The organism is Zoogloea sp., assembly GCF_041908905.1.
GTDB lineage: Bacteria > Pseudomonadota > Gammaproteobacteria > Burkholderiales > Rhodocyclaceae > Zoogloea.
Genome location: NZ_JAYREK010000039.1, coordinates 12,574 through 34,347, shown reverse-complemented (window position 1 = coordinate 34,347; position 21,774 = coordinate 12,574). Strand labels below are relative to the sequence as shown.

Genomic DNA, 21,774 nt, shown 5'->3' with positions numbered 1-21,774 from the left:
ATATGTTTGAAATCAAGCGGTTTCATCGCCACCCTCCTGATTGCAGCAAAACTGTATATTCAGACAGATTGCAGGGGGTACGGTTCCACAGGCAACGGTGACATAGCCTTCAATTTCGATGGCACATGGGCGAGGTATGGAGATCCGGATCGAGGGGGTGCTGAAGAGCTGGGACAAGGAGCGGGGCTTCGGTTTCATCACGCCGCTCTCCGGCGGGGGGCAGGATCTCTTCGTGCATGTGTCCGACCTGGTGTGCAAGGGGGCGGTGCCGCGGCCGGGGGAGCGGCTGAGCTTCGAGATCGGGGTGGGGGCCGACGGCCGGAAGAAGGCGCTGCGGGTCCGGCGGCCGGGGCAGCGGGCGGCGGGCAGTAGCCGCAAGGCGCCGCCGCGGGCGGGCTGGGCGGGCTCGTGGCTGGAGCGGCTGGCGTTGCTGGTGGGGGTGGTGGCGATCGGGGCGTTGGGCCACCGTTTTGCGCCGCCGCTGCTGGCCATGGTGCAGGCGGCCGGGCGGCCGGCACCCCAGGCGCAGATGCCCAGGGAGGTGCTGCCGGCGCCCGCGGTGGTGGTGTCCCAGGCGCCGCCGATAGCGCAGGCCGTGATGCCCAGGGCGCAGGCCGCGCCCGGGGCGGGCATCTACCGCTGTGACGGGCGGACCCACTGCTCGCAGATGAATTCCTGCGATGAGGCCACGTACTTTTTGAGGAACTGCCCGGGCACCCAGATGGACGGGGACGGCGACGGCGTCCCCTGCGAGCGTCAGCTGTGTAATTAGGGCTGGCGGCCCCTGGGCGCCAAGGCGTCAGCCGGCGGCCTTGCGGCGCACGGCTTCGACGTAGGCGAGGGCGTCGAGGGGAGCCTTGTCGCGCTGGGCGCGCCAGATGGTCTCGCCGAGGGCTTCGAGCACGTCGTGCAGGGCCGCGTGGCGGTCGCCGTGGCGGGCCTGGCATTGCTCGAAGGCTTCGCGGAGGCCGGGGGGCTGGTTGATGGAGAGCTGCTCCTCGATGGCCAGGTGCAGGGAGAGGTGCAGGAAGGGGTTGATCTGCCCGTCCTCGGGGCTGAAGTCCTTGTGCACGCCGTCCGGGTCTTCGAGCAGGGCGAGGTATTCCGGGTGGTGGGCGACGAGATCGGCGGCGATGATCTCGAGCTGGGTCAGGACTTCACGGTTCTTGTGCTTTTGCCAGGCACCGACGAAGAACTGGCGGGCCTGGTCGCGGGAGGGGTCGAACATTTTTCGGGGCGTGGGGAGTGGGGAGGTTGTGCGGGGGCGCCGGCCTCAGCCCTTGTCCTTGTAGAGGCACAGGTCGCGGATGAGGCATTCGCCACACCTGGGCTTGCGGGCGACGCAGACGTAGCGGCCGTGGAGGATCAGCCAGTGGTGGGCGTCGCGCAGGTATTCCCTGGGGATGCGGCGGAGCAGGCGCTTCTCGACTTCGAGCACGTCCTTGCCGGGGGCGAGGCCGGTGCGGTTGGCGAGGCGGAAGATGTGGGTGTCGACGGCCATCGTCGGCTCGCCGAAGATGGTGTTGAGCACCACGTTGGCGGTCTTGCGGCCGACGCCGGGGAGGGCTTCGAGGGCTTCGCGGTCGTTGGGTACCTCGCCGCCGTGGCGTTCGATGAGCTGGCGGGAGAGCTGCGCGGTGTTCTTGGCCTTGTTGCGGAACAGGCCGATGGTCTTGATGTGTTCGGCGATGCCGGCTTCGCCCAGGTCCATCATGGCCTCGGGGGTCGGGGCGACGGCGAAGAGCTTGCGGGTGGCGATGTTGACGCCCTTGTCGGTGGCCTGGGCCGACAGCACCACCGCCACCAGCAGCTGGAAGGGGCTGGCGTATTCCAGCTCGGTGGTGGGGTGGGGGTTGGCGTCGCGGAGGCGGCGGAACGCTTCGGCCACCGCGGCGAGGCGCATGTCGGCCATCAGGCGGGCTCGGCGGGGGCGGCGGGTTCGGTGGGCGTTGCCGGCGGGTTGGCGCGGAGGCGGGCCTGCTTGCGGGCCTCGATCCAGTTGCGGCCGGCGATCAGGCAGCCCAGGGCGATGAAGGCGCCGGGGGGCAGGATGGCGATCAGGAAGCCCGGGTAGCCGTCGCCGAACAGCACGATGGGCTGGGCGCCGGGGATGATCATCTCGATGCCCGACAGCAGCGTGCCGCTGCCGACCACCTCGCGCATGGCGCCGAGCACCGCCAGCACCAGGGTCAGGCCGATGCCCATCGCGATGCCGTCCACCGTCGAGCCGCCGGGCTCGTTCTTGGCGGCGAAGGCTTCGACGCGGGCCAGCACGATGCAGTTGGTGACGATCAGCGGGATGAAGATGCCGAGCACCAGGTAGAGCTCGTGGAGGTAGGCGTTGAAGGCGAGGTCGACCACCGTGACGAGGGCTGCGATGATCAGGATGAACACCGGGATGCGGATCTCGTAGGGGATGAAGTTGCGCAGCGCGGCGATCACCAGGTTGGACATCGCCATCACGACGATGGTGGCGAGGCCGAGGCTGACGGCGTTGACGATGTTGGTGCTGATGGCCAGGATGGGGCACAGGCCGAGGATCTGGACGACCCCGGTGTTCTGCTTCCAGATGCCGTTCCAGGCGATCTCGCGATAGGCTTGAAGGTCCATGGGGGAGCTCCGTCAGGGCCGGCTGCCGCTGGCGGCGGCGAACAGGCGGTTCTGGTTGTCGGCGGCGTAGCGGGCGGCACGGGCCACGGCGTTGGTGACGGCGCGGGCGCTGATGGTGGCGCCGGTGTGGTAGGCGATCTCGCCGCCGTCCTTCCTCACCTTGAGCATCGGCAGCCGGCCGGCGTCGAAGCCGGTGAACTGCAGGATCCAGGGGGCTTTCTTGTCCTTGTCCTTCCTGGGGTCGATGTAGTCGCCGAGGCCGGGGGTTTCGCGGTGGGTGACGGCACGCACGCCGGAGACGCCGCCATCGGCGCGCACCGCGACGATCAGGTCGATGCGGCCGCTGTAGCCGTCGGGGGCGCTGGTCTCGAGGAGCAGCGCGGCGGGCTGGCCGGCCCGGCGGGCGCGGTAGACGCGGCCGCCCTCGGCGAGGCCGAGTTCGGGGGTCGGGCCGAGCTCGACGTAGTCGTCGAGGAGGGTGTTGTCGTAGCTCGAAGGGGGCAGCACCTCGGAGATGAGCTTCATCTTCTCTTCGGTGGCGGAGGCTTCGATCTGGTTCTTGGTGGCGCCGTAGGTGAAGGCCATCAGTGCGGTGAAGACGATGGTGAAGGCAACCATCACGCTGCCGGTGCGGGCCGAGAGGCCGAGGGCGGTGGGTTCGCTCATGGCGTCAGTCCTTCTTGTGGCCGAAGACCGGGGCCTGGGTCTTCATGTCGATCAGCGGCACGCAGATGTTCATCAGCAGCGTGGCGAAGGCGACCCCGTCGGGGTAGGCGCCGAAGCTGCGGATCACCCAGGTGAGCACGCCGGCGCCGGCGGCGAAGAGCAGCTTGCCGCGGGCGGTGGTGGCGCCGGAGACCGGATCGGTGAGGATGAAGAAGGCGCCGAGCATCGCGCCGCCGCTGGCCAGGTGGAACATCGGCGAGGCGAAGCCTTCGGGGCGCACGCCCCACAGCACGAGGGCGCTGGCGAACAGGGCGCCGCAGAAGGCGACCGGGATGTGCCAGGTGATGATGCGGCGCTGGATCAGCCACAGGCCACCGACGAGGTAGCCGAGGGCGACCCATTCGCCGCCCTTGCCGCCCAGCCAGCCGAAGGCCGGGCCGTCCATCAGCTGGGCGGCGCGCAGGCCGTGGAGCGGAGAGTCGGGGTTGTCGGCGCTGCGCAGCGCGGTGCGCAGGGCGTCGAGGGGGGTGGCGCCGGTGATGGCGTCCACCTCGCGCAGGCCGCCGAAGATGAGCTGCAGCTGGGTGCCGAAATCGAGCTGGCCGGCGGCGGGCCACTGGGACATCAGCGCCGGGTAGGCGACGATCATCAGGCAGAAGCCGGCCATCGCCGGGTTGAAGGGGTTCTGGCCGAGGCCGCCGTAGAGCTGCTTGACGACCACCACCGCCAGCAGGGTGCCGGTGACGGTGAGCCACCAGGGGACGATGGGCGGGAAGCTGAGGGCGATCAGCCAGGCGGTGACGACCGCCGAGAGGTCGGTGAGGAACAGCGCCTTGGGCCGGCCGCGGATGGCCAGCATGGCGGCCTCGCCAGCGAGGGCGGCGGCGGTGGCGATGGCGAGCTGCACCAGGATGCCGGCCCCGAAGAACCAGACGTAGGCGGCGATGCCGGGCACGAGGGCGAGCAGCACCTGGAGCATGACGCTCTGGACGCTGGCCGCCTTGCGGACGAAGGGAGAGTTGTTCATCGGTGGCGGGGCGCTCAGGCGCCGGGTGCGGGCGGGGTGGCCTCGCCGCCCTGGGCGGCCTTGGCGGCGGCTTCGCGGCGGGCGTCGATGGCGGCGATCTCGGCCTGGATGGCGGGGTCGGCGACCTCGGTGTTCTTGGGGGCGGCCTGGGCCTTCTGCTGGCGGGCCTTTTCCATGGCGGCTTCGATCAGGGCGCGCTTGGCGTCGTCGGCGGATGGCTTGGCGGGCGCCTCGGACGTGCCGGCACCGGCTGCGGCCGGGGCGTCGGCGGCGACCTTCTCGCGGGTGGCGGCGGCCTTGGCGGCGAGCTTCTCGGCTTTTTCCTGCTTCTCGCGTTCCTGGCGGAAGTTCTTGAACTCGAAGCGGTCGCGGGCGGTGTCGGCGGCGGACTTGTCACGCTCGCGGGCCCAGATCTCGCTTTTCGAGAAGCGGAAGTAATCGACCAGCGGGATGTGGGACGGGCACACGAAGCTGCAGCAGCCGCACTCGATGCAGTCGAAGAGGTGGTATTCCTGGGCCTTGCCGAAGTTCTTCGAGCGGGAGAACCAGTACATCTCGAAGGGGGCGAGGTCGGCCGGGCAGGCCTTGGCGCACTCGCCGCAGCGGATGCAGGGCATCTCGGGGGGGGGCGGCGGGAAGAGGGCCGGGCTGCCCACCAGGATGCAGTTGGTGGCCTTGACCACCGGCACGTCGAAGGACGGCATGCGGGCGCCCATCATCGGGCCGCCCATGATGTAGCGGTCGGTGTCGGCGCGGGGGCCGGCGAGGCGCACCACGTGGTCCATCGGGGTGCCGATCAGGACTTCGTAGTTGCGCGGCTGGGCGACGTTGCCGGCCACGGTGACGATGCGCGAGATGAGCGGGCGGCCGAGCTCGAGGGCTTCAAAGATGCTGTAGGCGGTGCCGACGTTGAAGCACTGAACACCGTAGTCGGTGGAGCGGCGGCCGTGGGGCACCTCGATGCCGGTGAGCACGCGGATCAGCTGCTTGGCGCCGCCCGCCGGGTAGCGGGTGGGGATCGCGACGGCCTCGATGCCGGCTTCGCCGCTGGCGGCGATGGCGGCCTGCACGGCGGCGACGGCTTCGGGCTTGTTGTCCTCGATGCCGATCAGCACCTCCTCGGCCTGCAGGATGTGGCGCATGGCGATGATGCCCTTCAGCATGTCGCCGGCGCGCTCGCGCATCAGGAGGTCGTCACAGGTGATGAAGGGCTCACATTCGGCGCCGTTGATCACCAGGGTCTTGAGGTGGCCTTCCTTGCCGGGCTTGAGCTTGGCGTAGCTGGGGAAGACGGCGCCGCCGAGGCCGACCACGCCGGCGTCGCGCAGGAAGTCGCGCAGCTCGTCGGGGGGGATGCTGCGGTAGTTGATCCGGTCGAGCTCGGCCCAGCGATCCTCGCCGTCGGGCTCGATGATCACCGACAGGGTGCTGAGGCCGGAGGTGTGGGGCATCACGGCCGGGGCCACGTCGCGGACGATGCCGGAGGTGGACGCATGCACCGCCGACGACAGGCTGCCGTCGGCACCGCCGATGCGCTGCCCCTTGAGCACCCGCTCGCCGGGCTGGACCAGCGGGCGCGGATGGCCGCCGACGGCCTGGTGGAGCGGGATCACGAGGCGGTCGGGCAGGGGCACCTGGGCGATCGACGCGGTGGTGGACTCGGCCTTGTGGGTCTGCGGCTTGACGCCGCCATGGAACTTGAAGAGTTTGCGCAGCATGTCAGGCGGCCGCCTTGATTTCGATGACCGGGTAACGCCATTTCCAGGTGTCGACGGTTTCGGCGATGGGCTGCATCGAGATGCAGTCGACGGGGCAGGGGGCGAGGCACAGCTCGCAGCCGGTGCAGTCGGCGGCGACGATGGTGTGCATCTGCTTGGCGGCGCCGACGATGGCGTCCACGGGGCAGGCCTGGATGCACAGGGTGCAGCCGATGCAGGTCTGCTCGTCGATGACGGCCACCGACTTGGGCTTCTCGACGCCGTGCTCTTCGGACAGGGGCTTGAACTCGCGGCCGAGGAGGTCGGCGAGCTTGCGGATGCCTTCTTCGCCGCCCGGCGGGCACTGGTTGATCTCGGCCTCGCCGCCGGCGATGGCGGTGGCGTAGGGGCGGCAGCCGGGGAAGCCGCACTGGCCGCACTGGGTTTGGGGCAGGATGGCGTCGATCTGGTCGACCAGGGGGTCGCCTTCGACCTTGAACTTGATCGAGGCGAAGCCGAGCACCGCGCCGAGAACGACGGCGATGCTGGCCATGACGAGGAGGGCGGTGAGCATGGTGGCGGGCTCAGTGGTACTTGTCGAGGCCGGCGAAGCCCATGAAGGCCAGGCTCATGATGCCGGCGGTGACCATGGCGATGGCGGTGCCCTTGAAGTTCACCGGCACGTCGGCGCCGTCGAGGCGCTCGCGGATCCCGGCGAACAGCACCAGGGCGAGGGAGAAGCCGACCGAGCTGCCGAAGCCGAACAGCAGCGATTCGAGCAGGTCGTGGTGCAGCGCGACGTTGAGGAGCGGGATGCCCAGCACGGCGCAGTTGGTGGTGATGAGGGGCAGGTAGATGCCGAGCACCTGGTGCAGCACCGGGCTGGTCTTCTGGATCACCAGCTCGGTGACCTGGACGATGGCCGCGATGATGACGATGAAGGCCAGGGTGCGCAGGTATTCGACCCCGGCGGGCATCAGCACGTAGTGGTCGATGAGGTAGCTGGTGCCGCAGCCGAGGGTGAGCACGAAGGTGGTCGCGGCGCCCATGCCGACGGCCGTCTCGAGCTTCTTGGAGACGCCCATGAAGGGGCACAGGCCGAGGATGCGGACCAGGACGACGTTGTTCACGAGAACCGCGCCGATGATCACGAAGAGATAGCTGGTCATGGTTGCCAGATGCGGGGGCTGCGAAAGCCTGGATTATCCTGCGCCGGCAGGCCGGGGCTCAAGCCCGCGGGCGGCAGGGTTATTGGGGGAGGCCGCCCGTCAGCGGTAGTCCCGGGTTTCACGGACCGCCTCGCGGACCAGGGCCGGGCCCCGGTAGATGAGGCCGCTGTAGACCTGCACCAGCTTGGCGCCGGCATCGAGCTTGGCGCGGGCCTGGCGCCCGTCGAAGACGCCGCCGGCGGCGATGATGGGCAGCTCGTTCTGCAGCGCCTTGGCGAGGGCCGCGACCACCGCGGTGGAGGCCTCGAACAGCGGCGCGCCGGAGAGGCCTCCCTGCTGGTCGCCGTTGGGCAGGCCCTGGACCTTGTCGCGGGCCAGCGTGGTGTTGGTGGCGATCACCGCGTCGATGCGGTGGCGGCGCAGGGCGTCGGCGATGTTGGTGATCTGGGCGGCGTCGAGATCGGGGGCGATCTTGAGGGTGATCGGCACATAGCGCCCGTGCTTGTCGGCGAGCTGGGCCTGGCGCGCCTTGAGCTGGCCGAGGAGGGCGTCGAGTTCGGACTCGCCCTGCAGCTGGCGCAGGTTCTTGGTGTTGGGCGAGGAGATGTTGACGGTGATGTAGCTCGCCAGCGGGTAGGCCTTGTCGAGGCAGATCAGGTAGTCGTCGGCGGCGCGCTCGATGGGGGTATCGGCGTTCTTGCCGATGTTGATGCCGAGGATGCCGCGGTACTTGGCCTGCTGGACGTTGCCGATCAGGGCGTCGATGCCGTGGTTGTTGAAGCCCATCCGGTTGATGATGCCCTTGACCTCGGGCAGCCGGAACATGCGCGGCTTGGGGTTGCCCGGCTGCGGGCGCGGCGTGATGGTGCCGATCTCGAGGAAGCCGAAGCCCATGCGGGCGAGGCCGTCGATGGCTTCGCCGTTCTTGTCGAGGCCGGCGGCGAGGCCGATGCGGTTGGGGAACTGCAGCCCCATCACCTCGACCGGCGTGGCGGCGATCGGTTTGGCGGCGGGCAGCACCCGGCCGGCGAGGTGCAGGCCGGTGAGGGCGGTTTCGTGGGCGGTCTCCGGATCGAGGGAGAACAGCACCGGGCGGGCGATTTCGTAGAGCATTCGCCATTCTACCGCAGCGCGGCAAAGTCTTGTTTCTGCGATTAATCCAGCGCGAAACGGAACTGCAGGCCGAGGTAGCCGCTGTAGCCCGGCAGGTTGGGCAGGGCGACGAGGTTGGCCCCCACGCGCCCGACCTGGGCGCTGACGGCCGGCAGCACGAGCACCGGCGACGGGTAGCCGGTGGCGAGGAGCCCGAAGGCGCCGAAGCGGAAGGGGCCGGCCGCCAGCGGCATCCAGCGCCCGCCGACGTACACGGTGTGGCGGTCGTAGCTGTTGCGGAAGTAGCCCGCGCTGGCGACCCACGGGGTGCCGGTGAATTCGCGCTCGAGGCCGGCGCCGGGGTTGACCTCGCGCCAGTCGCGGCGGTCGGGCTGGAAGTGGTGGGACAGACCGGAGACGGTGAGCCAGTCGCGGTGGGGGGCGCTGCCGAACTCGTCCAGGCCGGGCATGGCGACGGCGCTTGCGGTGCAGAGGGCGAGGACGGCCGGCGCAAGGGCGCGGAACAGTGGAGGCATGGTGGCGGGTCAGGGGGAGGGCGCGAGGGCCTGGTCGTCGAGGGTTTGCCAGACGCCGCCGACGCGCCCTTCGATGGGTCGGAAGCGGGCCTTGTAGGCCATCTTGCGGCTGTCACGGATCCAGTAGCCGAGGTAGAGGTAGGGCAGCGCCAGCTCGCGGCAGGCTTCGATCTGCCACAGGATGCCGAAGGTGCCCAGGCTGCCGGTGGCGACGTCCGGGTCGTAGAAGGTGTAGACGCTGGAGAGGCCGTCGGTGAGGCAGTCGATCACGCAGACCATGCGCAGGATGCCGCCCTCGCGGAACTCGATGAGGCGGGTGTCCACGTGGCTCTGGAGCAGGAAGTGGGCGTACTGCTCGCGGTTGTCCTCGTCCATGCCGCCGCCGGCGTGGCGGCTGGCCTGGTAGCGCTGGTAGAGGGCGTAGTGTTCCTCGACGAAACGGAGCGGGACTTCCTTGGGTTCGAGGTGGCCGTGGGCGGCCCAGGCGCGGCGCTGGCTGCGGTTGGGGTGGAAGTCGGCGACCGGGATGCGCACCGGCACGCAGGCGCGGCAGCCGTCGCAGTAGGGACGGTAGGAGAAGATGCCGCTGCGCCGGAAGCCGTTGCGGACGAGTTCGCTGTAGATCGGGGTGTCGATCAGGTGGCTGGGCGTGGCGACCTGGGAGCGCGCCTGGCGCTCGGGCAGGTAGGAGCAGGCGTAGGGCGCGGTGGCGTAGAACTGCAGCAGGGAGTAGGGGTAGTCCTTGAGCATGGGCGGCTACGTCCAGGGGGCTTGGGCTCCGTCCTGCGGCCAGCGGGCCGGAGGGCGCTCGTCGCGGGTCAGTTCGCCCAGCATCCGGACGAAGGCCTCGCGGGGGATCTCCCGGCCGCCCAGGGATTCGAGGTGGCGGGTCGTCATCTGGCAATCTAGCACGCGGAAATCGTGCTGCTCAAGAAAGCGCGCGAGGTGGGCAAAGGCGATCTTGGAGGCGTCGGTGCGCCGGCTGAACATGGATTCGCCGTAGAAGGCACGCCCCAGTGCCATGCCGTAGAGCCCGCCGGCCAGTTCGCCGTCTATCCAGGTCTCGACGCTGTGGGCGTAGCCGAGCGCGTGCATGCGGAGGTAGGCGGCCTGGATGGCGGGGGTGATCCAGGTGCCGCCGCCGGGCTCGCGCGGTTCGGCGCAGGCGCGGATCACTGCCGCGAAGTCGTGGTCGAGGCGTACCTCGTAGCGGCGGTTGCGCAGGGTCTTGCGCAGGGAGCGGGTAATCCGGACCTGGTCGGGAAACACGACCATGCGCGGGTCGGGGCTCCACCACAGGATGGGCTCGCCGTCGCTGAACCAGGGGAAGATGCCACGCCGGTAGGCGGCCAACAGCCACTCGGGGCTCAGGTGGCCACCGGCGGCGAGCAGGCCGTTGGGCTGCCGCAGCGCGCGGGACGTGGGGGGGAAGGCCGGGGAGGCGGTTTCGTCGAGCCAGGGGATCATGTGCGGATCGGCCCTGACGTCTCGGAGGGGGGCGGCGGTCGCGCGGCGGCTGGCCGGGCGCGCGGCTCAGTTGGTCTGGGTCGGGCGGACGGAGGCGCCCGGCAGCACGCGGCGCGCGCCGTCGTAGCGGGCGGCCCAGTAGCTCAGGCGCATGTCTTCGACGCGGACCACGCCGCCCGACGAAGGTGCATGCACGAACTGGTAGTTGCCCAGATAGATGCCCACGTGGGAGAAGGCTCGCCGCATGGTGTTGAAGAAGACGAGATCGCCGGGCTTGAGTTCGTTGATCTTGACCTGTTCGCCCATCTGGGACATTTCGGCCGCCGTGCGCGGCATGCCGAAACCGAGCGCGTCGGCGAACACCTTGCCGACGAAGCCGCTGCAGTCGAAACCGGTGATCGGGCTGGTGCCACCGAAGCGGTAGGGGACGCCGAGGAAGTTGAGGCTGCGATCGACCAGCGAACGAATGGAATCACCATAGCGCTCGAACATCGATGCGGTGGGGATTTCTTCGGGGGCTGCGGGTGGGGGCTCCGACGCGAGGACCGCGCCGGAAAACGCGGTCGCCACAAAAAAGCCGGCGATGGTCTTTTTGATAGGCATCATCTCAGTCTACCCAACGCTCGGGTGTGTGTAAAGTTTATCGACAAATAAACGTTGTGCATCGCAGCATGTGCAGTGTGCCACGGTAATATCCCCTCGGCATCGGTAGTATCCTCTCCGCACTGTGCGTGGGTGGTGACGCCCGGGAGGCCGCGCGGGAAGGGTGTCGTACCGGTCGACATCCTTCCGGAAAAGGGCCCTTCGGCTTCCCGTCGCCAAGCCGCCCGCGCCAGTCGCACCAGATCCCATCGCTTCACGAACATGCCGCGTGCCGGTGTTTCGTGGGGTGTCTCCCGATGCCAGCCCGAAATGGGCTGGCGCCCGTCGAAACGCCTTGCCGTCCCCGGCCGGCAGCGCCGGCGCATGGCGACGGCAGGCGGCGCGATCCTTCAACCCAGCAGGTTGAGGATGCCGTCCAGCCCGCAGTGGTTGAGCGCGTAGGTGGCCTGCGCCCGGACGACCGGCTTGGCGTGATAGGCGATGCCGACACCGGCTTCGTGCAGCATCGGCAGGTCGTTGGCGCCATCGCCGGCGGCGATCACGGTTTCGGGGGCGAAGCCGTGGTGCCTGCGGACCAGCTGCAGCGTGTGGCGCTTTGCCTCGCCGTCCACGATGTCGCCCTTCACCTTGCCGGTGAGCTTGCCGCCGCGGATCTCGAGCTCGTTGGCCACCGCGTAGTCGAAGCCGAGCTGCTTCTGCAGGCGGTTGGTGAAATACGTGAAGCCCCCCGACACCAGCACCGTGACGATCCCGGCCTGCTTGAGCCCGGCGATCAGCGCCTCGGCGCCCGGGTTGAATTGCAGGCGTTCGTCGAACACGCGGGCCAGGGCTTCCTCGGGCAGGCCCTCGAGCAGCGCCACCCGGCGGGTGAGGGACTCGCGGAAATCCATCTCGCCCCGCATCGCGGCCTCGGTGATCATCGAGACCTCGGCCTTGAGGCCCTGCATGTCGGCGATCTCGTCGATGCACTCGATGGTGATCAGGGTCGAGTCCATGTCGGTGACGAAGAGCTTGAAGTCGCTCAGGCGACGGTCCTCGGGCACGAAGGCGCAGTCGAGCTCATTGGCCTCGCAATAGGCTTCGACCTCCGGGTGGGGCTGGGCGCCGAGCAGGCGGAAGGCGTTGTTGCCAATGCGGCCGACTCCCTCGGAGCCCGTGAGGGTGGCAAGATCCTTGAGGGCGCGGGTTTCGACCTTCCGGCCTTGGACGACCAGATTCATCAGCCCGCGCTCCGCAGCGACAGGTTGGCGCGCAGGGTCTCGCGCATCTCGCGGATCATGGTTTCGGTGGTGGCCCAGTCGACGCAGGCGTCGGTGACCGAGCAGCCGTAACGCAGCTGGGACAGGTCGGCCGGGATGGGCTGGTTGCCGGCCTCAATGTTGCTTTCGATCATCAGGCCGACGACGGAGCGGTTGCCCTCGCGGATCTGGTGGGTCACGTCGCGCATCACCAGGGGCTGGTATTCGGGGTTCTTCCAGGAGTTGGAGTGGGAGCAGTCGATGACGATGTTGAGCGGCAACTTGGCCTTGGCGAGGGCCTTCTCGGCGAGGGATACCGACACGCTGTCGTAGTTGGGGCGACCGCCGCCGCCGCGCAGCACCACGTGTCCGTAGGCGTTGCCGCGGGTGCGGATGATCGAGGACTGGCCCTGGCCGTTGATGCCCAGGAAGCTGTGGGGGTGGGACGCCGACAGGATGCCGTTGACTGCCGCGTCGAGGGAGCCGTCGGTGCCGTTCTTGAAGCCGACCGGGGTGGACAGGCCGGAGGCCATCTCGCGGTGGGTCTGGGATTCGGAGGTGCGCGCGCCGATGGCCGTCCAGCTGATGAGGTCGCCGTAGTACTGGGGGGCGATGGGGTCGAGGGCTTCGGTGGCGGCGGGCAGGCCGATCTCGTTCACATCCAGCAGGAAGCGGCGGGCCTTCTCCATGCCTTCATCGATACGGAAGGAGTCGTCCATGTGCGGGTCGTTGATGTAGCCCTTCCAGCCGGTGGAGGTGCGGGGTTTCTCGAAATAGACGCGCATCACGAGGACCAGGGTGTCGGAGACCTCGTCGGCGAGGGCCTTCAGGCGGCGGGCGTAGTCGAGGCCGGCGACGGGGTCGTGGATCGAGCACGGGCCGACGACGATGAAGACGCGGGGGTCCTTGCGGTCGAGGATGGCCTCGAGGGTGCGGCGGCCGTCGAGCACGACCTTGGCGGCCGTGTCGGACAGGGGGACGGCGCGGGTGATCTCTTCGGGGGAGGGCATGCGGTCGAAGGCCGCGATGTTGAGGTTGTCGGTCTGGGCGTGGGGCATGGCGGGCGTGCTTGCGTGAATGCAGATTCCGCCATTTTACCCCGAAGCGCCGCGCCTGACCGGATGACGGGCGAGGTCGAGTACCGAAGGCAGGCGCACATCCACATAGGCGGGCTGGCGCAGGCTGCGGCTGATCCACACGGTTTTCATGCCGAGGCGCTTGGCGCTGCGGAGGTTTTCGGCGCTGTCTTCGACCAGGATGCAGCGGGAGGCCTGCAGGCGGTGGTCCTTCAGCAGGTGATGAAAGGCTTTGAGGCCGGGCTTGGGGTGGAAGCGCATCTGCTCCACCGCGTACACATCAACGAAGAAGCGCCGGATGCCCATGACCTCGAGCACGGCCTCGGCGTAGTGGCGCGGGCCGTTGGAGAAGACGATCTTGCGCCCCGGCAGCCGTGCCAGCAGGTGGCGCAGGGCATTGTCGGAGACGACCATGCGGTCGAGCTCGGGAAACTGGTGGGTGTCGTGGAGGAAGTGATGCGGGTCGGTGCCGTGGTGGCGCATCAGCCCCAGCAGGGTGGCGCCGTAGCGGCGCCAGTAATCCACCCGCAGGCGGTTGGCGGCGGCCTCGTCCAGCGCCAGGTGCTGCATGAGGTAGGCCGTCATGCTGCGGTTGATGTGCGGAAAGATGTGCGGCGACGCGTTGTGGAGCGTGTTGTCCAGGTCGAACAGCCAGACGGGCGCCATGGTTCAGCCGGGCTTGCGCTCGAAGCGGACGATCGCGCGGCCGTCTTCGGTGACCTTGGGGGCGGCCTTCCAGGCGTGGCCGTACACGACTTCGACGGTGGCCGGCAGGCGCCCGTTGCGGCGGAGGCGTTCATAGTTGGCGCGCAGCTTTTGCCAGTGGCCCTTGCCGACGAGGCCTCGCGGGCGGGTGACGGCGGCGTTGGCCGAGCCGCTGGCGCGCAGGTCGTGGAGCAGGTCGTCGAGGCTGGTGTAGGTGACGGTGAGCATCTCCATGTCCATCACCGGGTCGGAGAAGCCGGCGCCGACCAGGGCGTCGCCGAGGTCGTGCATGTCGATGAAGCGGTGCAGGTGTTCGGCGTCGGAGGGCGGCAGCGCGGCGCGGAGCTCTTTAAGGGTGTCGGGGCCGAGGGTCGAGAACATCAGCATGCCGCCGACCTCCAGCACCCGGTGGATCTCCTTGAGCGCCGGCAGCGGATCGTGCAGCCACTGCAGCATGAGATTGGACCAGGCCAGCGAGACGCTGCCGCGGGCCAGCGGCAGGGCTCGGGCGTCGGCGCACACGAAATCGGGCTCGGCGGGCTTGCCGAAACGCAGCAGGCGCTTGAGGAGGCCGGTCTCGCCGCGGGCCTGGGCGAGCATCGCCGGCGCGCTGTCGATGGCGAGCCGCGCCACGCCGGGATAGCGTTCGGCGAAGGCGGGCAGGTCGGCGCCCGGGCCGCAGCCCAGGTCGAGGATGCGGCGGGGCTCGATGCGGATGTAGTCGAGGCGTTCGCCCATGCGCCGGGAGACTTCCCGGGCGAGGGTGTCGACGCTGGCATAGGCCGCCGCCGCCCGGCCGGCCCGGCGCCGGACGAGGCCCGGGTCGAGCTGGAAGTCGGGGGCGGTCATGGGTGGGCGGCGGGGCTCAGACGGCCTTCAGGCCGAGACGGGCGAAGAGCTTGTCGTCGGCGTCGGCGTCCGGGTTGTCGGTGGTGAGCAGGCGCTCGCCGTAGAACATCGAGTTGGCGCCGGCCATGAAGCACAGGGCCTGGAGGGCGTCGTCCATCTGCTGGCGGCCAGCGGAGAGCCGGACGTAGCTGCTGGGCATGGTGATGCGCGCGGCGGCGATCATGCGCACGAAGTCGAAGGGGTCGATGGCCTCGGCGCCATCGAGCGGGGTGCCCTCGACCTGCACCAGGTTGTTGATGGGCACCGAATCCGGCGGCGGGTTCATGTTGGCCAGCTCGGCGATCAGCGCGGCGCGGCTCTTCTTGGTCTCGCCCAGGCCGACGATGCCGCCGCAGCACACGTTGATGCCGGCGTCGCGCACCTTGTCGAGGGTGTCGAGGCGGTCCTGCAGGGTGTGGGTGGTGATGATCTGGCCGTAGAACTCGGGCGAGGTGTCGATGTTGTGGTTGTAGTAGTCGAGGCCGGCTTCCTTGAGCTTCTCGGCCTGGCCGTCCTTGAGCATGCCCAGGGTGACGCAGGTCTCGAGGCCGAGCTTCTTGACTTCGCGGACCATGTCGAGGACCGGCGTGAGGTCTTTTTCCTTCGGGCCGCGCCAGGCGGCGCCCATGCAGAAGCGCGAGGCGCCCTTGGCCTTGGCGGCGCGGGCGTTCTCGAGGACTTCGTCGAGGGGCAGCAGGGCTTCCTTCTCGAGGCCGGTGTCGTAGCGGGACGATTGTGAGCAGTAGCCGCAGTCTTCGGAGCAGCCGCCGGTCTTGATCGACAGCAGCGTGGAGCGCTGGACGGCGTTGGGGTCGAAGTTCTCGCGGTGGACCTGCTGGGCCCGGAACAGGAGATCGTTGAAGGGGAGCGCGAACAGCGCTTCGACTTCAGCGACCGTCCAGCGCTTGCGGGCGGCGGGTGCCGAGCCCGGATTGGTCTGGGTGCCGCTGGCGGCGGAGCAGGTCTCTGCGTGGGCGAGGGTTGCGGTCATTGTCATACACCCTTATTTTGGCTGTAATTATAAATTACGAAACCAGCGAGTTTCCCTGAAGGGGTCTGGGCTTGTCAAATCAAGTGCTTGGATGGCGGCGCTGGGCAGGGGTGGCGCTCGATGCCATTTTGCCCCAGCAGTGTTTTGCCTGCGGCGCCGGCAGCGGCGGCGAGGTGCTCTGCGACGACTGCTGCGCGGCCTTGCCTGGGCGGGCCCGCGCGCGTTGTCCGGTGTGTGCCATCGAAACGCCCCTCGGCCAGGTGTGCGGGGTGTGCCTGCGGGCGCCGCCGCCCTTCGAGGCGAGCCGCGCGGCGCTCGATTATGCGTTCCCCGTCGACCGCATGGTACAGGCCCTCAAGTACGGCCATCGTCTGGCCCTGTCGCGGCTGTTCGTCGGGTTGATGGCGGCGGCGCCGCGGCCCGAGGCGGACCTGGTGGTGCCGATGCCCCTGCATCCGGCGCGCCTGCGCGCCCGCGGCTTCAACCAGGCGGCGGAGCTGGCCCGGCCACTGGCGCAGCGTTGGGGCATTCCGCTGCGCCTCGACGGCATCGCCCGGGACGTGGACACCCACCCCCAGGCGGAGCTGCCGTGGAAGGCGCGGGCCGGCAACGTGCGCGGGGCCTTCCGCGTGCGGGGGGCGGTCGAGGGCCTGAGGGTGGTGGTGATCGACGACGTGATGACCACCGGCGAGACCCTGGCGGAGCTGGCCCGCACCCTGAAGGCGGTCGGCGCGGCGAGCGTCGAGAACCGGGTCGTGGCGCGCACGCCGGCGCCGGGTTGATCGCCGGGGGCGCGGCAGGCACAATCCGCGCCCATGTTCCATGTCGTCCTTCATCAGCCGGAGATTCCCCCGAACACCGGCAACATCATGCGCATGTGTGCCAATTCCGGCGCCCGCCTGCATCTGGTCAAACCGCTGGGGTTCACGCTGGAGGAGAAGCAGCTCGTCCGCGCTGGCCTCGATTACCGGGACATGGCGGTGGTGACCGTGCATGAAGACTGGCCGAGCTGTCGGGCGGGTTTTGCCGGGCAGCGCATCTTCGCGCTGACCAGCCACGGTGGGCGCAGCTATGCGGAGGTGGCCTTCGAGCCGGGCGACGTGTTCGTGTTCGGGTCCGAGTCCCGCGGGCTGCCGCCGGAGCTGCACGCGGAGTTCGGTGACGAGCGCCGCCTGCGGATTCCGATGCGGCCGGGCAATCGCAGCCTCAACCTGTCGAACGCCGCGGCGGTGGTGGTCTATGAGGCCTGGCGCCAGGCGGGGTTTGCCGGCGGTGCCTGAGTCGCCCGGGCGACCGGTTGGCCGCCCCCGACAGACTGCCTATTCCTGTTTCGGGTCGCGGGCGAGGAGCTGCTCGACGGCCTCGCGCGCGGCGAGGGTGCCCCGCAGCAGGCCATCGACGGCGTTGGTGATCGGCATCTCGACCCCCAGCCGGGCCGCCAGGGTGGCCACTTCGTGGGTGGTACTGACGCCTTCGGCCACGTGGCCAAGGGCGGCGAGGATGTCGGGCAGGGTCTTGCCTTCGGCCAGCAGCAGCCCGACGCGGCGGTTGCGCGAGAGGTCGCCGGTGCAGGTGAGCACCAGGTCGCCGAGCCCGGCGAGGCCCATGAAGGTTTCGCGGCGGCCGCCGAGGGCCACGCCCAGCCGGGTGATCTCGGCGAGGCCGCGGGTGATCAGGGCTGCCCGGGCGTTGAGGCCAAAGCCCATGCCGTCGGCCACGCCGGCGGCGATGGCCATGACGTTCTTGACCGCGCCACCCACTTCGGCGCCGACGAGGTCGTCGTTGGCGTACAGGCGCAGCCGGTTGTTGTGCAGCGCGTGAACCCAGTGGCGGGCGAATTCGAGGTCGCGGGCGGCGATGGTCACCGCGGCCGGCAGGCCCTGGGCCACCTCGATGGCGAAGCTGGGGCCGGTGAGCACGCCACAGGGCGCGTCGTGGCCCAGCTCTTCGGCGACGATCTGGTGGGGCAGCTTGGCGGTGCCGGCTTCCAGGCCCTTACAGGCCCACAGCAGCGGCGTGCCGGGGGCGGCGGCCTGGAGGGCGCGGGCGGTGTCGCGCAGGCCGGCGAGGGGCGTGACGACGAGGTGGAGGTCGGCCTGGGCGGCTTCGTCGAGCCGGGCGCTGAGGCGCAGCTCGGCCGGCAGCGGGACGCCCGGCAGGTAGCGCCGGTTCTCACGGTCGGTGGTGAGGGCGGTGATTTCGTCGGCTTCGCGGCTCCACAGCACGACGTCGTGGTGGCGGCTGAAGGCGAGAGCGAGGGCGGTGCCCCAGGCGCCGGCTCCGAAAACGGCAATACGCATGGCGCTTAAAGGCCCCAGATCTGGTTGACGCGGATGAAGCCAGTGCTGCCGTCCCGGTGCCTGACCTTGACCCAGCCGTCGGCGGGCTTGTCGACGAGCTCGATCACGACGTCCTTGACGGCCTCGAAGGCCAGCGGCGCGGCGCTATCGGGGCGCTGACGGATGTCGGCGCGGGCGGCGGTGATGATGGCGGTGCGCTTTTCGGAAAGCACACGGCGCTCCAGCCACAGCAGGCTGCCGGCCGGTTCGCGCACCTTGGTCCAGCGGTCGATGTTGACCACGACTTCGACCGGGGTGTGGCGCTGGATCACGAACAGCGGCTTGCCCTGCTTGGACGGCGCATCGTAGAGGATGGCCGGTTCGGCGAGGGAGCGGAAATCCGAAGGGCCGAGGCCCGCCGCCGCGCAGGCGAACGGCAGGCCGAACAGCGCCGCGGCGGTGAGGCGGCGCATGCTCATTACTGGATCGGCACGTCGGTGCCAGCCTGCGCGGCCTGCTGGCGGTTCTGGGCGTACATGGCCTCGAAGTTGACCGGGGCGAGCACCACCGGCTGGAAGCCGGCGCGGGCGACGGCGTCGGAGACGGCCTCGCGGGCGTAGGGGAAGAGGATGTTGGCACAGCCGATCATCATGATCGGCTCCAGGTCTTCCTGCGGGACGTTGCGGATCTGGAAGATGCCGGCCTGATTCACCTCGACCAGGAACACGGTCTTTTCTTCGGGCAGCTGGGCGGTGACGGTGACGGTCAGGGCGACTTCGAAGATGCCCTCGTCGATGCCGTTGCTCTCGGTGCGCAGCTGGACGTTGATCTGCGGGGTCTCGCGCTCGAGGAAGATCTGCGGCGCGTTGGGCACCTCGATGGAGAGATCCTTGACGTAGAGCTTTTCGATGGAGAAGACGGGTTGCGCGGTTTCGGACATGGTGGTGGTTCCGGTTGAAAAATCGGGTTGGAGCGGAGCTCAGGCGGTCTCGCCGCGCAGCAGCGGGTCGAGCTTGCCTTCGTGGTCGAGGGCGAAGAGGTCGTCGCAGCCGCCGACGTGGTAATCACCGATGTAGATCTGCGGCACGGTGCGGCGGCCGGTGCGCTCCATCATCTCGTCGCGGCGGGCCGGGTCGGTGTCGATCCGGACCTTCTCGATCTCGGTGACGCCCTTGCGGCGCAGCAGCCCTTCGGCGCGCACGCAGTAGGGGCAGACGGCGGTGGCATACATCAGGATCTTGGGTTGCATGCTTATTTCCTCTTGCGGCGGATGGGCATGCCGGCCTGCTCCCAGGCCGCGATGCCACCTTCAAGGTTGTGGACGCGGGAGAAGCCTGCCTTGCTCAGGACGGAACAGGCCGACGCCGAGCGGGCACCGCTCTGGCAATTGAGGATAACAGGCTTGTCCTTGAATTTTTCGAGTTCGCCGGCGCGCTTGGCGAGGTCGCCCAGCGGGATGTGGCGGGCGTCGGGGATGTGGCCGGCGGCGTACTCGCCGGACTCGCGCACGTCGACGACGATGGCGTCCTCGCGGTTGATCAGCTGGGTGGCCTGGGCCGGCGAAACGCCGCGCCCGCCGCCACGCAGGGAGGTGACCAGGAGCAGTGTGCCGCTGACGGCGGCAAGTGTTGCCCAGGCCCAGTTCCAGTCGTGCTGGATGAATTCCATGAAACGAACTCCAGGTTGGGGAGAGGACAGAAGGGCTTAGTTATCCCCGCAGAACACTTCACGCATCATTGCGATCAGTTGCAGGGTGCGCGGGTCTCCGACACGGTAGAAGACCCGGTTGGCGTCCTTGCGGCTCAGGAGGACTTCCTTGTCGCGCAGGATTGCCAGGTGCTGGGAGATGTTGCTCTGGGAGGTGCCGACCGTGTCGACGATGTCCTGCACGCAGGCTTCGTCGGCGCCGATCACGCAGAGGATCTTGAGGCGCAGCGGGTGCGCGATCGCCTTGAGCGCACGCGCTGCGGTCTCGATGTGCTCTTGCTTGGCGAGGAGATTGACGGTGTTGTTGTCCACGAAATGAGCGGGTTTTGCTACACATTAATATATTAAAATACCACCTTTGAACTTGTATGTGCCAAGGCGGCTCGAAATGCCTGTGGCGGACGTCTCTCCGGAAGGCACCATCGCGGCGCCGCGTGCCCGCACCAGGCCCGTTTCCCGGGGCGGCGGCGGGCGTGCAGGCCCCGGCGCGAGGGCGTCGACGCTTTCCGGTTTATACTCGTTCCGCCTTTCAGATCGGCCCGATCCCGGGGCTGGTGATGGCGCAGGCACCAAAAATGCCCGCCGTGACGGAGACAATATGCGCAGTAGACTTCAACAGGCCGGCCTGGTGTTCACGGGGCTGTGCGCCGGGGTTCTGATCAGCCTCAACTTCTCGGCCAACGCGGACAAGTCGCCGCTCGCCCCGCTGCCGGTGGAGGAGCTGCGCAACCTGGCCGACGTGTTCAATGCCATCAAGCAGGGCTACGTCGAGCCGGTCGAGGACAAGAAGCTGATCACCCATGCGATCAGCGGCATGCTCTCCAACCTCGATCCCCATTCCGCCTATCTGGATGCCGAGGCTTTCAAGGAGTTGCAGGTGGGCACCCAGGGTGAGTTCGGCGGCCTCGGCATCGAGGTGGGCTCCGAGGACGGGGTCGTCAAGGTGATCTCGCCGATCGAGGACACCCCGGCCTTCCGCGCCGGCATCAAGGCCGGCGACCTCATCATCAAGCTCGACGACACCTCGGTGAAGGGCATGTCCCTCAACGATGCCGTGAAGCGCATGCGCGGCAAGCCCAAGACCAGCATCGTGCTGACCATCGCCCGCAAGGGCGAGAGCAAGCCCATCGTGGTGACGCTGGTGCGGGAGGTCATCAAGGTCCAGAGCGTCAAGTCGAAGCTCGTCGAGCCGGGCGTCGGCTACGTGCGGGTGGTGCAGTTCCAGGAGCAGACCGCGGCGTCCCTTGTCCAGCATCTGGAGCGGCTGGTCAAGCAGGGCGAGCTGAAGGGCCTGGTGCTCGACCTGCGCAACGACCCGGGCGGCCTGCTGCACGGGGCCGTCGGCGTGTCGGCGGCCTTCCTGCCGCCCAGGGCGCTGGTGGTGTCCACCGACGGGCGCACCGACGATTCCAAGCGCAAGTATCTGGCGATACCCGAGGACTACCTGCGGGGTTCCCGCGACGATTACATCCGCAATGTGCCGGCTTCCATCAAGACGGTGCCGATGGTGGTGCTGGTGAATGGCGGGTCGGCCTCGGCGTCCGAGATCGTCGCCGGCGCCCTCCAGGATCACAAGCGCGCGGTGGTGATGGGCACCCAGAGCTTCGGCAAGGGCTCGGTGCAGACCATCCTGCCCCTCAACAGCAATGCGGCGATCAAGCTGACGACGGCGCGCTACTTCACGCCCAGCGGGCGCTCGATCCAGGCCAAGGGCATCGTCCCCGACATCGTCGTCGAGGAGACGCCGGGCGGCGCCTCCCGCGATCGCCTGCGGGAAGCCGATCTCGACCGCCACCTGGGCAACGGCAAGGAGCCCGAGGCACCCAAGCCCGCCGAGGCGGCGTCGGTGCCGCCCAGGAAGGACGTGGCGCCGAAGGCCAAGGACAAGCCGAAGGACGAGCCCGACGAGGCCAAGCCGCCCTTCGAGCTCGCCGGCAAGGACGATTATCAGCTGGCCCAGGCAGTCAATTTGCTCAAGGGCCTGCAGATCCTCCAGAATAACGGCAAATAAACCAGACTGCGG

At 68.9% G+C, this 21,774-nt stretch carries 28 protein-coding genes; 4 read left to right on the top strand and 24 right to left on the bottom strand.

Annotated elements, in window-relative coordinates; translation table 11 throughout:
• Positions 1-136: 136 nt before the first annotated feature.
• On the top strand, positions 137-772 hold the full coding sequence (locus ACE3OU_RS16070; RefSeq protein ID WP_374242557.1) for an excalibur calcium-binding domain-containing protein: 636 nt from the start codon (positions 137-139) through the stop codon (positions 770-772).
• Positions 773-799: 27 nt separating this feature from the next.
• Here the strand turns inward: ACE3OU_RS16070 and ACE3OU_RS16065 are convergent, their stop codons facing one another.
• The 18 genes from ACE3OU_RS16065 to bioB all read right to left on the bottom strand — a co-directional run bounded on the left by ACE3OU_RS16065 (position 800) and on the right by bioB (position 15,771).
• On the bottom strand, positions 800-1,228 hold the full coding sequence (locus ACE3OU_RS16065; protein WP_374242556.1) for a DUF1841 family protein: 429 nt from the start codon (positions 1,226-1,228) through the stop codon (positions 800-802).
• A 45-nt stretch (positions 1,229-1,273) separates the two neighbouring features.
• Positions 1,274-1,903, bottom strand: a complete 630-nt coding sequence (gene nth, locus ACE3OU_RS16060; RefSeq protein ID WP_374242561.1) for an endonuclease III — start codon at positions 1,901-1,903, stop codon at positions 1,274-1,276.
• A gap of 8 nt (positions 1,904-1,911) precedes the next feature.
• Positions 1,912-2,610 (bottom strand): electron transport complex subunit E, encoded by a 699-nt coding sequence (locus tag ACE3OU_RS16055; RefSeq protein ID WP_374242555.1) that lies wholly within the window; start codon positions 2,608-2,610, stop codon positions 1,912-1,914.
• A 12-nt stretch (positions 2,611-2,622) separates the two neighbouring features.
• The gene (locus ACE3OU_RS16050; protein ID WP_374242554.1) at positions 2,623-3,276 is read right to left on the bottom strand and encodes an RnfABCDGE type electron transport complex subunit G; all 654 of its coding nucleotides are present in this window, start codon (positions 3,274-3,276) and stop codon (positions 2,623-2,625) included.
• Positions 3,277-3,280: 4 nt separating this feature from the next.
• Positions 3,281-4,303: an RnfABCDGE type electron transport complex subunit D gene (locus ACE3OU_RS16045; protein ID WP_374242553.1), complete on the bottom strand. Its 1,023-nt coding sequence runs from the start codon at positions 4,301-4,303 to the stop codon at positions 3,281-3,283.
• A 14-nt stretch (positions 4,304-4,317) separates the two neighbouring features.
• Positions 4,318-6,021: an electron transport complex subunit RsxC gene (gene rsxC, locus ACE3OU_RS16040; RefSeq protein WP_374242552.1), complete on the bottom strand. Its 1,704-nt coding sequence runs from the start codon at positions 6,019-6,021 to the stop codon at positions 4,318-4,320.
• 1 nt (position 6,022) lies between these two features.
• Entirely contained in the window at positions 6,023-6,574 is a 552-nt protein-coding gene (gene rsxB / locus ACE3OU_RS16035; protein ID WP_374242551.1) for an electron transport complex subunit RsxB, read from the bottom strand.
• Between the two features lie 10 nt (positions 6,575-6,584).
• Positions 6,585-7,169 carry an electron transport complex subunit RsxA gene (rsxA, locus tag ACE3OU_RS16030; RefSeq protein ID WP_374242550.1) on the bottom strand — a complete coding sequence of 195 codons (585 nt, stop codon included), beginning with the start codon at positions 7,167-7,169 and terminating at the stop codon, positions 6,585-6,587.
• Between the two features lie 99 nt (positions 7,170-7,268).
• Entirely contained in the window at positions 7,269-8,282 is a 1,014-nt protein-coding gene (locus ACE3OU_RS16025) for a quinone-dependent dihydroorotate dehydrogenase (RefSeq protein WP_374242549.1), read from the bottom strand.
• 41 nt (positions 8,283-8,323) lie between these two features.
• Positions 8,324-8,797 (bottom strand): hypothetical protein, encoded by a 474-nt coding sequence (locus ACE3OU_RS16020; protein ID WP_374242548.1) that lies wholly within the window; start codon positions 8,795-8,797, stop codon positions 8,324-8,326.
• A 9-nt stretch (positions 8,798-8,806) separates the two neighbouring features.
• A complete protein-coding gene (locus tag ACE3OU_RS16015; protein ID WP_374242547.1) occupies positions 8,807-9,547 on the bottom strand; it encodes an arginyltransferase in 741 nt (246 codons plus the stop codon).
• Positions 9,548-9,553: 6 nt separating this feature from the next.
• A complete protein-coding gene (aat, locus tag ACE3OU_RS16010) occupies positions 9,554-10,264 on the bottom strand; it encodes a leucyl/phenylalanyl-tRNA--protein transferase (RefSeq protein WP_374242546.1) in 711 nt (236 codons plus the stop codon).
• 66 nt (positions 10,265-10,330) lie between these two features.
• Positions 10,331-10,870 carry a C40 family peptidase gene (locus ACE3OU_RS16005; RefSeq protein WP_374242545.1) on the bottom strand — a complete coding sequence of 180 codons (540 nt, stop codon included), beginning with the start codon at positions 10,868-10,870 and terminating at the stop codon, positions 10,331-10,333.
• Positions 10,871-11,256: 386 nt separating this feature from the next.
• The gene (serB, locus tag ACE3OU_RS16000; protein WP_374242544.1) at positions 11,257-12,087 is read right to left on the bottom strand and encodes a phosphoserine phosphatase SerB; all 831 of its coding nucleotides are present in this window, start codon (positions 12,085-12,087) and stop codon (positions 11,257-11,259) included.
• Positions 12,087-13,163 (bottom strand): 3-deoxy-7-phosphoheptulonate synthase, encoded by a 1,077-nt coding sequence (locus ACE3OU_RS15995; RefSeq protein ID WP_374242543.1) that lies wholly within the window; start codon positions 13,161-13,163, stop codon positions 12,087-12,089. Before ACE3OU_RS15995 ends, serB begins: the two co-directional genes overlap by 1 nt.
• Before the next feature lie 36 nt (positions 13,164-13,199).
• Positions 13,200-13,847: a pyrimidine 5'-nucleotidase gene (locus ACE3OU_RS15990; protein ID WP_374242542.1), complete on the bottom strand. Its 648-nt coding sequence runs from the start codon at positions 13,845-13,847 to the stop codon at positions 13,200-13,202.
• Between the two features lie 3 nt (positions 13,848-13,850).
• On the bottom strand, positions 13,851-14,735 hold the full coding sequence (locus tag ACE3OU_RS15985; protein ID WP_374242541.1) for a methyltransferase domain-containing protein: 885 nt from the start codon (positions 14,733-14,735) through the stop codon (positions 13,851-13,853).
• 16 nt (positions 14,736-14,751) lie between these two features.
• Entirely contained in the window at positions 14,752-15,771 is a 1,020-nt protein-coding gene (gene bioB, locus ACE3OU_RS15980) for a biotin synthase BioB (RefSeq protein ID WP_374242540.1), read from the bottom strand.
• Between the two features lie 77 nt (positions 15,772-15,848).
• Here bioB and ACE3OU_RS15975 point away from each other — a divergent pair, with 77 nt between their 5' ends.
• Together ACE3OU_RS15975 and ACE3OU_RS15970 are read left to right on the top strand one after the other, a co-directional pair.
• Positions 15,849-16,547 (top strand): phosphoribosyltransferase family protein, encoded by a 699-nt coding sequence (locus ACE3OU_RS15975; RefSeq protein ID WP_374242560.1) that lies wholly within the window; start codon positions 15,849-15,851, stop codon positions 16,545-16,547.
• Positions 16,548-16,580: 33 nt separating this feature from the next.
• Entirely contained in the window at positions 16,581-17,045 is a 465-nt protein-coding gene (locus ACE3OU_RS15970) for a tRNA (cytidine(34)-2'-O)-methyltransferase (RefSeq protein WP_374242539.1), read from the top strand.
• A 39-nt stretch (positions 17,046-17,084) separates the two neighbouring features.
• On the opposite strand, the gene ACE3OU_RS15965 is transcribed toward ACE3OU_RS15970, so the two are convergent.
• From ACE3OU_RS15965 to ACE3OU_RS15940, 6 genes are read right to left on the bottom strand one after another with little or no spacing between them, the layout of a single operon-like run.
• Positions 17,085-18,065 carry an NAD(P)H-dependent glycerol-3-phosphate dehydrogenase gene (locus ACE3OU_RS15965; protein WP_374242538.1) on the bottom strand — a complete coding sequence of 327 codons (981 nt, stop codon included), beginning with the start codon at positions 18,063-18,065 and terminating at the stop codon, positions 17,085-17,087.
• A 5-nt stretch (positions 18,066-18,070) separates the two neighbouring features.
• Positions 18,071-18,523: an SH3 domain-containing protein gene (locus ACE3OU_RS15960; RefSeq protein ID WP_374242537.1), complete on the bottom strand. Its 453-nt coding sequence runs from the start codon at positions 18,521-18,523 to the stop codon at positions 18,071-18,073.
• Positions 18,523-18,984: a protein-export chaperone SecB gene (secB, locus tag ACE3OU_RS15955; protein WP_374242536.1), complete on the bottom strand. Its 462-nt coding sequence runs from the start codon at positions 18,982-18,984 to the stop codon at positions 18,523-18,525. The genes ACE3OU_RS15960 and secB overlap by 1 nt, the downstream gene beginning before the upstream one ends.
• Before the next feature lie 39 nt (positions 18,985-19,023).
• The gene (grxC, locus tag ACE3OU_RS15950) at positions 19,024-19,293 is read right to left on the bottom strand and encodes a glutaredoxin 3 (RefSeq protein WP_374242535.1); all 270 of its coding nucleotides are present in this window, start codon (positions 19,291-19,293) and stop codon (positions 19,024-19,026) included.
• A 2-nt stretch (positions 19,294-19,295) separates the two neighbouring features.
• Entirely contained in the window at positions 19,296-19,712 is a 417-nt protein-coding gene (locus ACE3OU_RS15945; RefSeq protein ID WP_374242534.1) for a rhodanese-like domain-containing protein, read from the bottom strand.
• A 36-nt stretch (positions 19,713-19,748) separates the two neighbouring features.
• A complete protein-coding gene (locus ACE3OU_RS15940; protein WP_374242533.1) occupies positions 19,749-20,063 on the bottom strand; it encodes an ArsR/SmtB family transcription factor in 315 nt (104 codons plus the stop codon).
• Positions 20,064-20,349: 286 nt separating this feature from the next.
• Between ACE3OU_RS15940 and ACE3OU_RS15935 the strand changes: the two genes are divergently transcribed.
• A complete protein-coding gene (locus ACE3OU_RS15935) occupies positions 20,350-21,762 on the top strand; it encodes a S41 family peptidase (RefSeq protein ID WP_374242532.1) in 1,413 nt (470 codons plus the stop codon).
• Positions 21,763-21,774 lie beyond the last annotated feature (12 nt).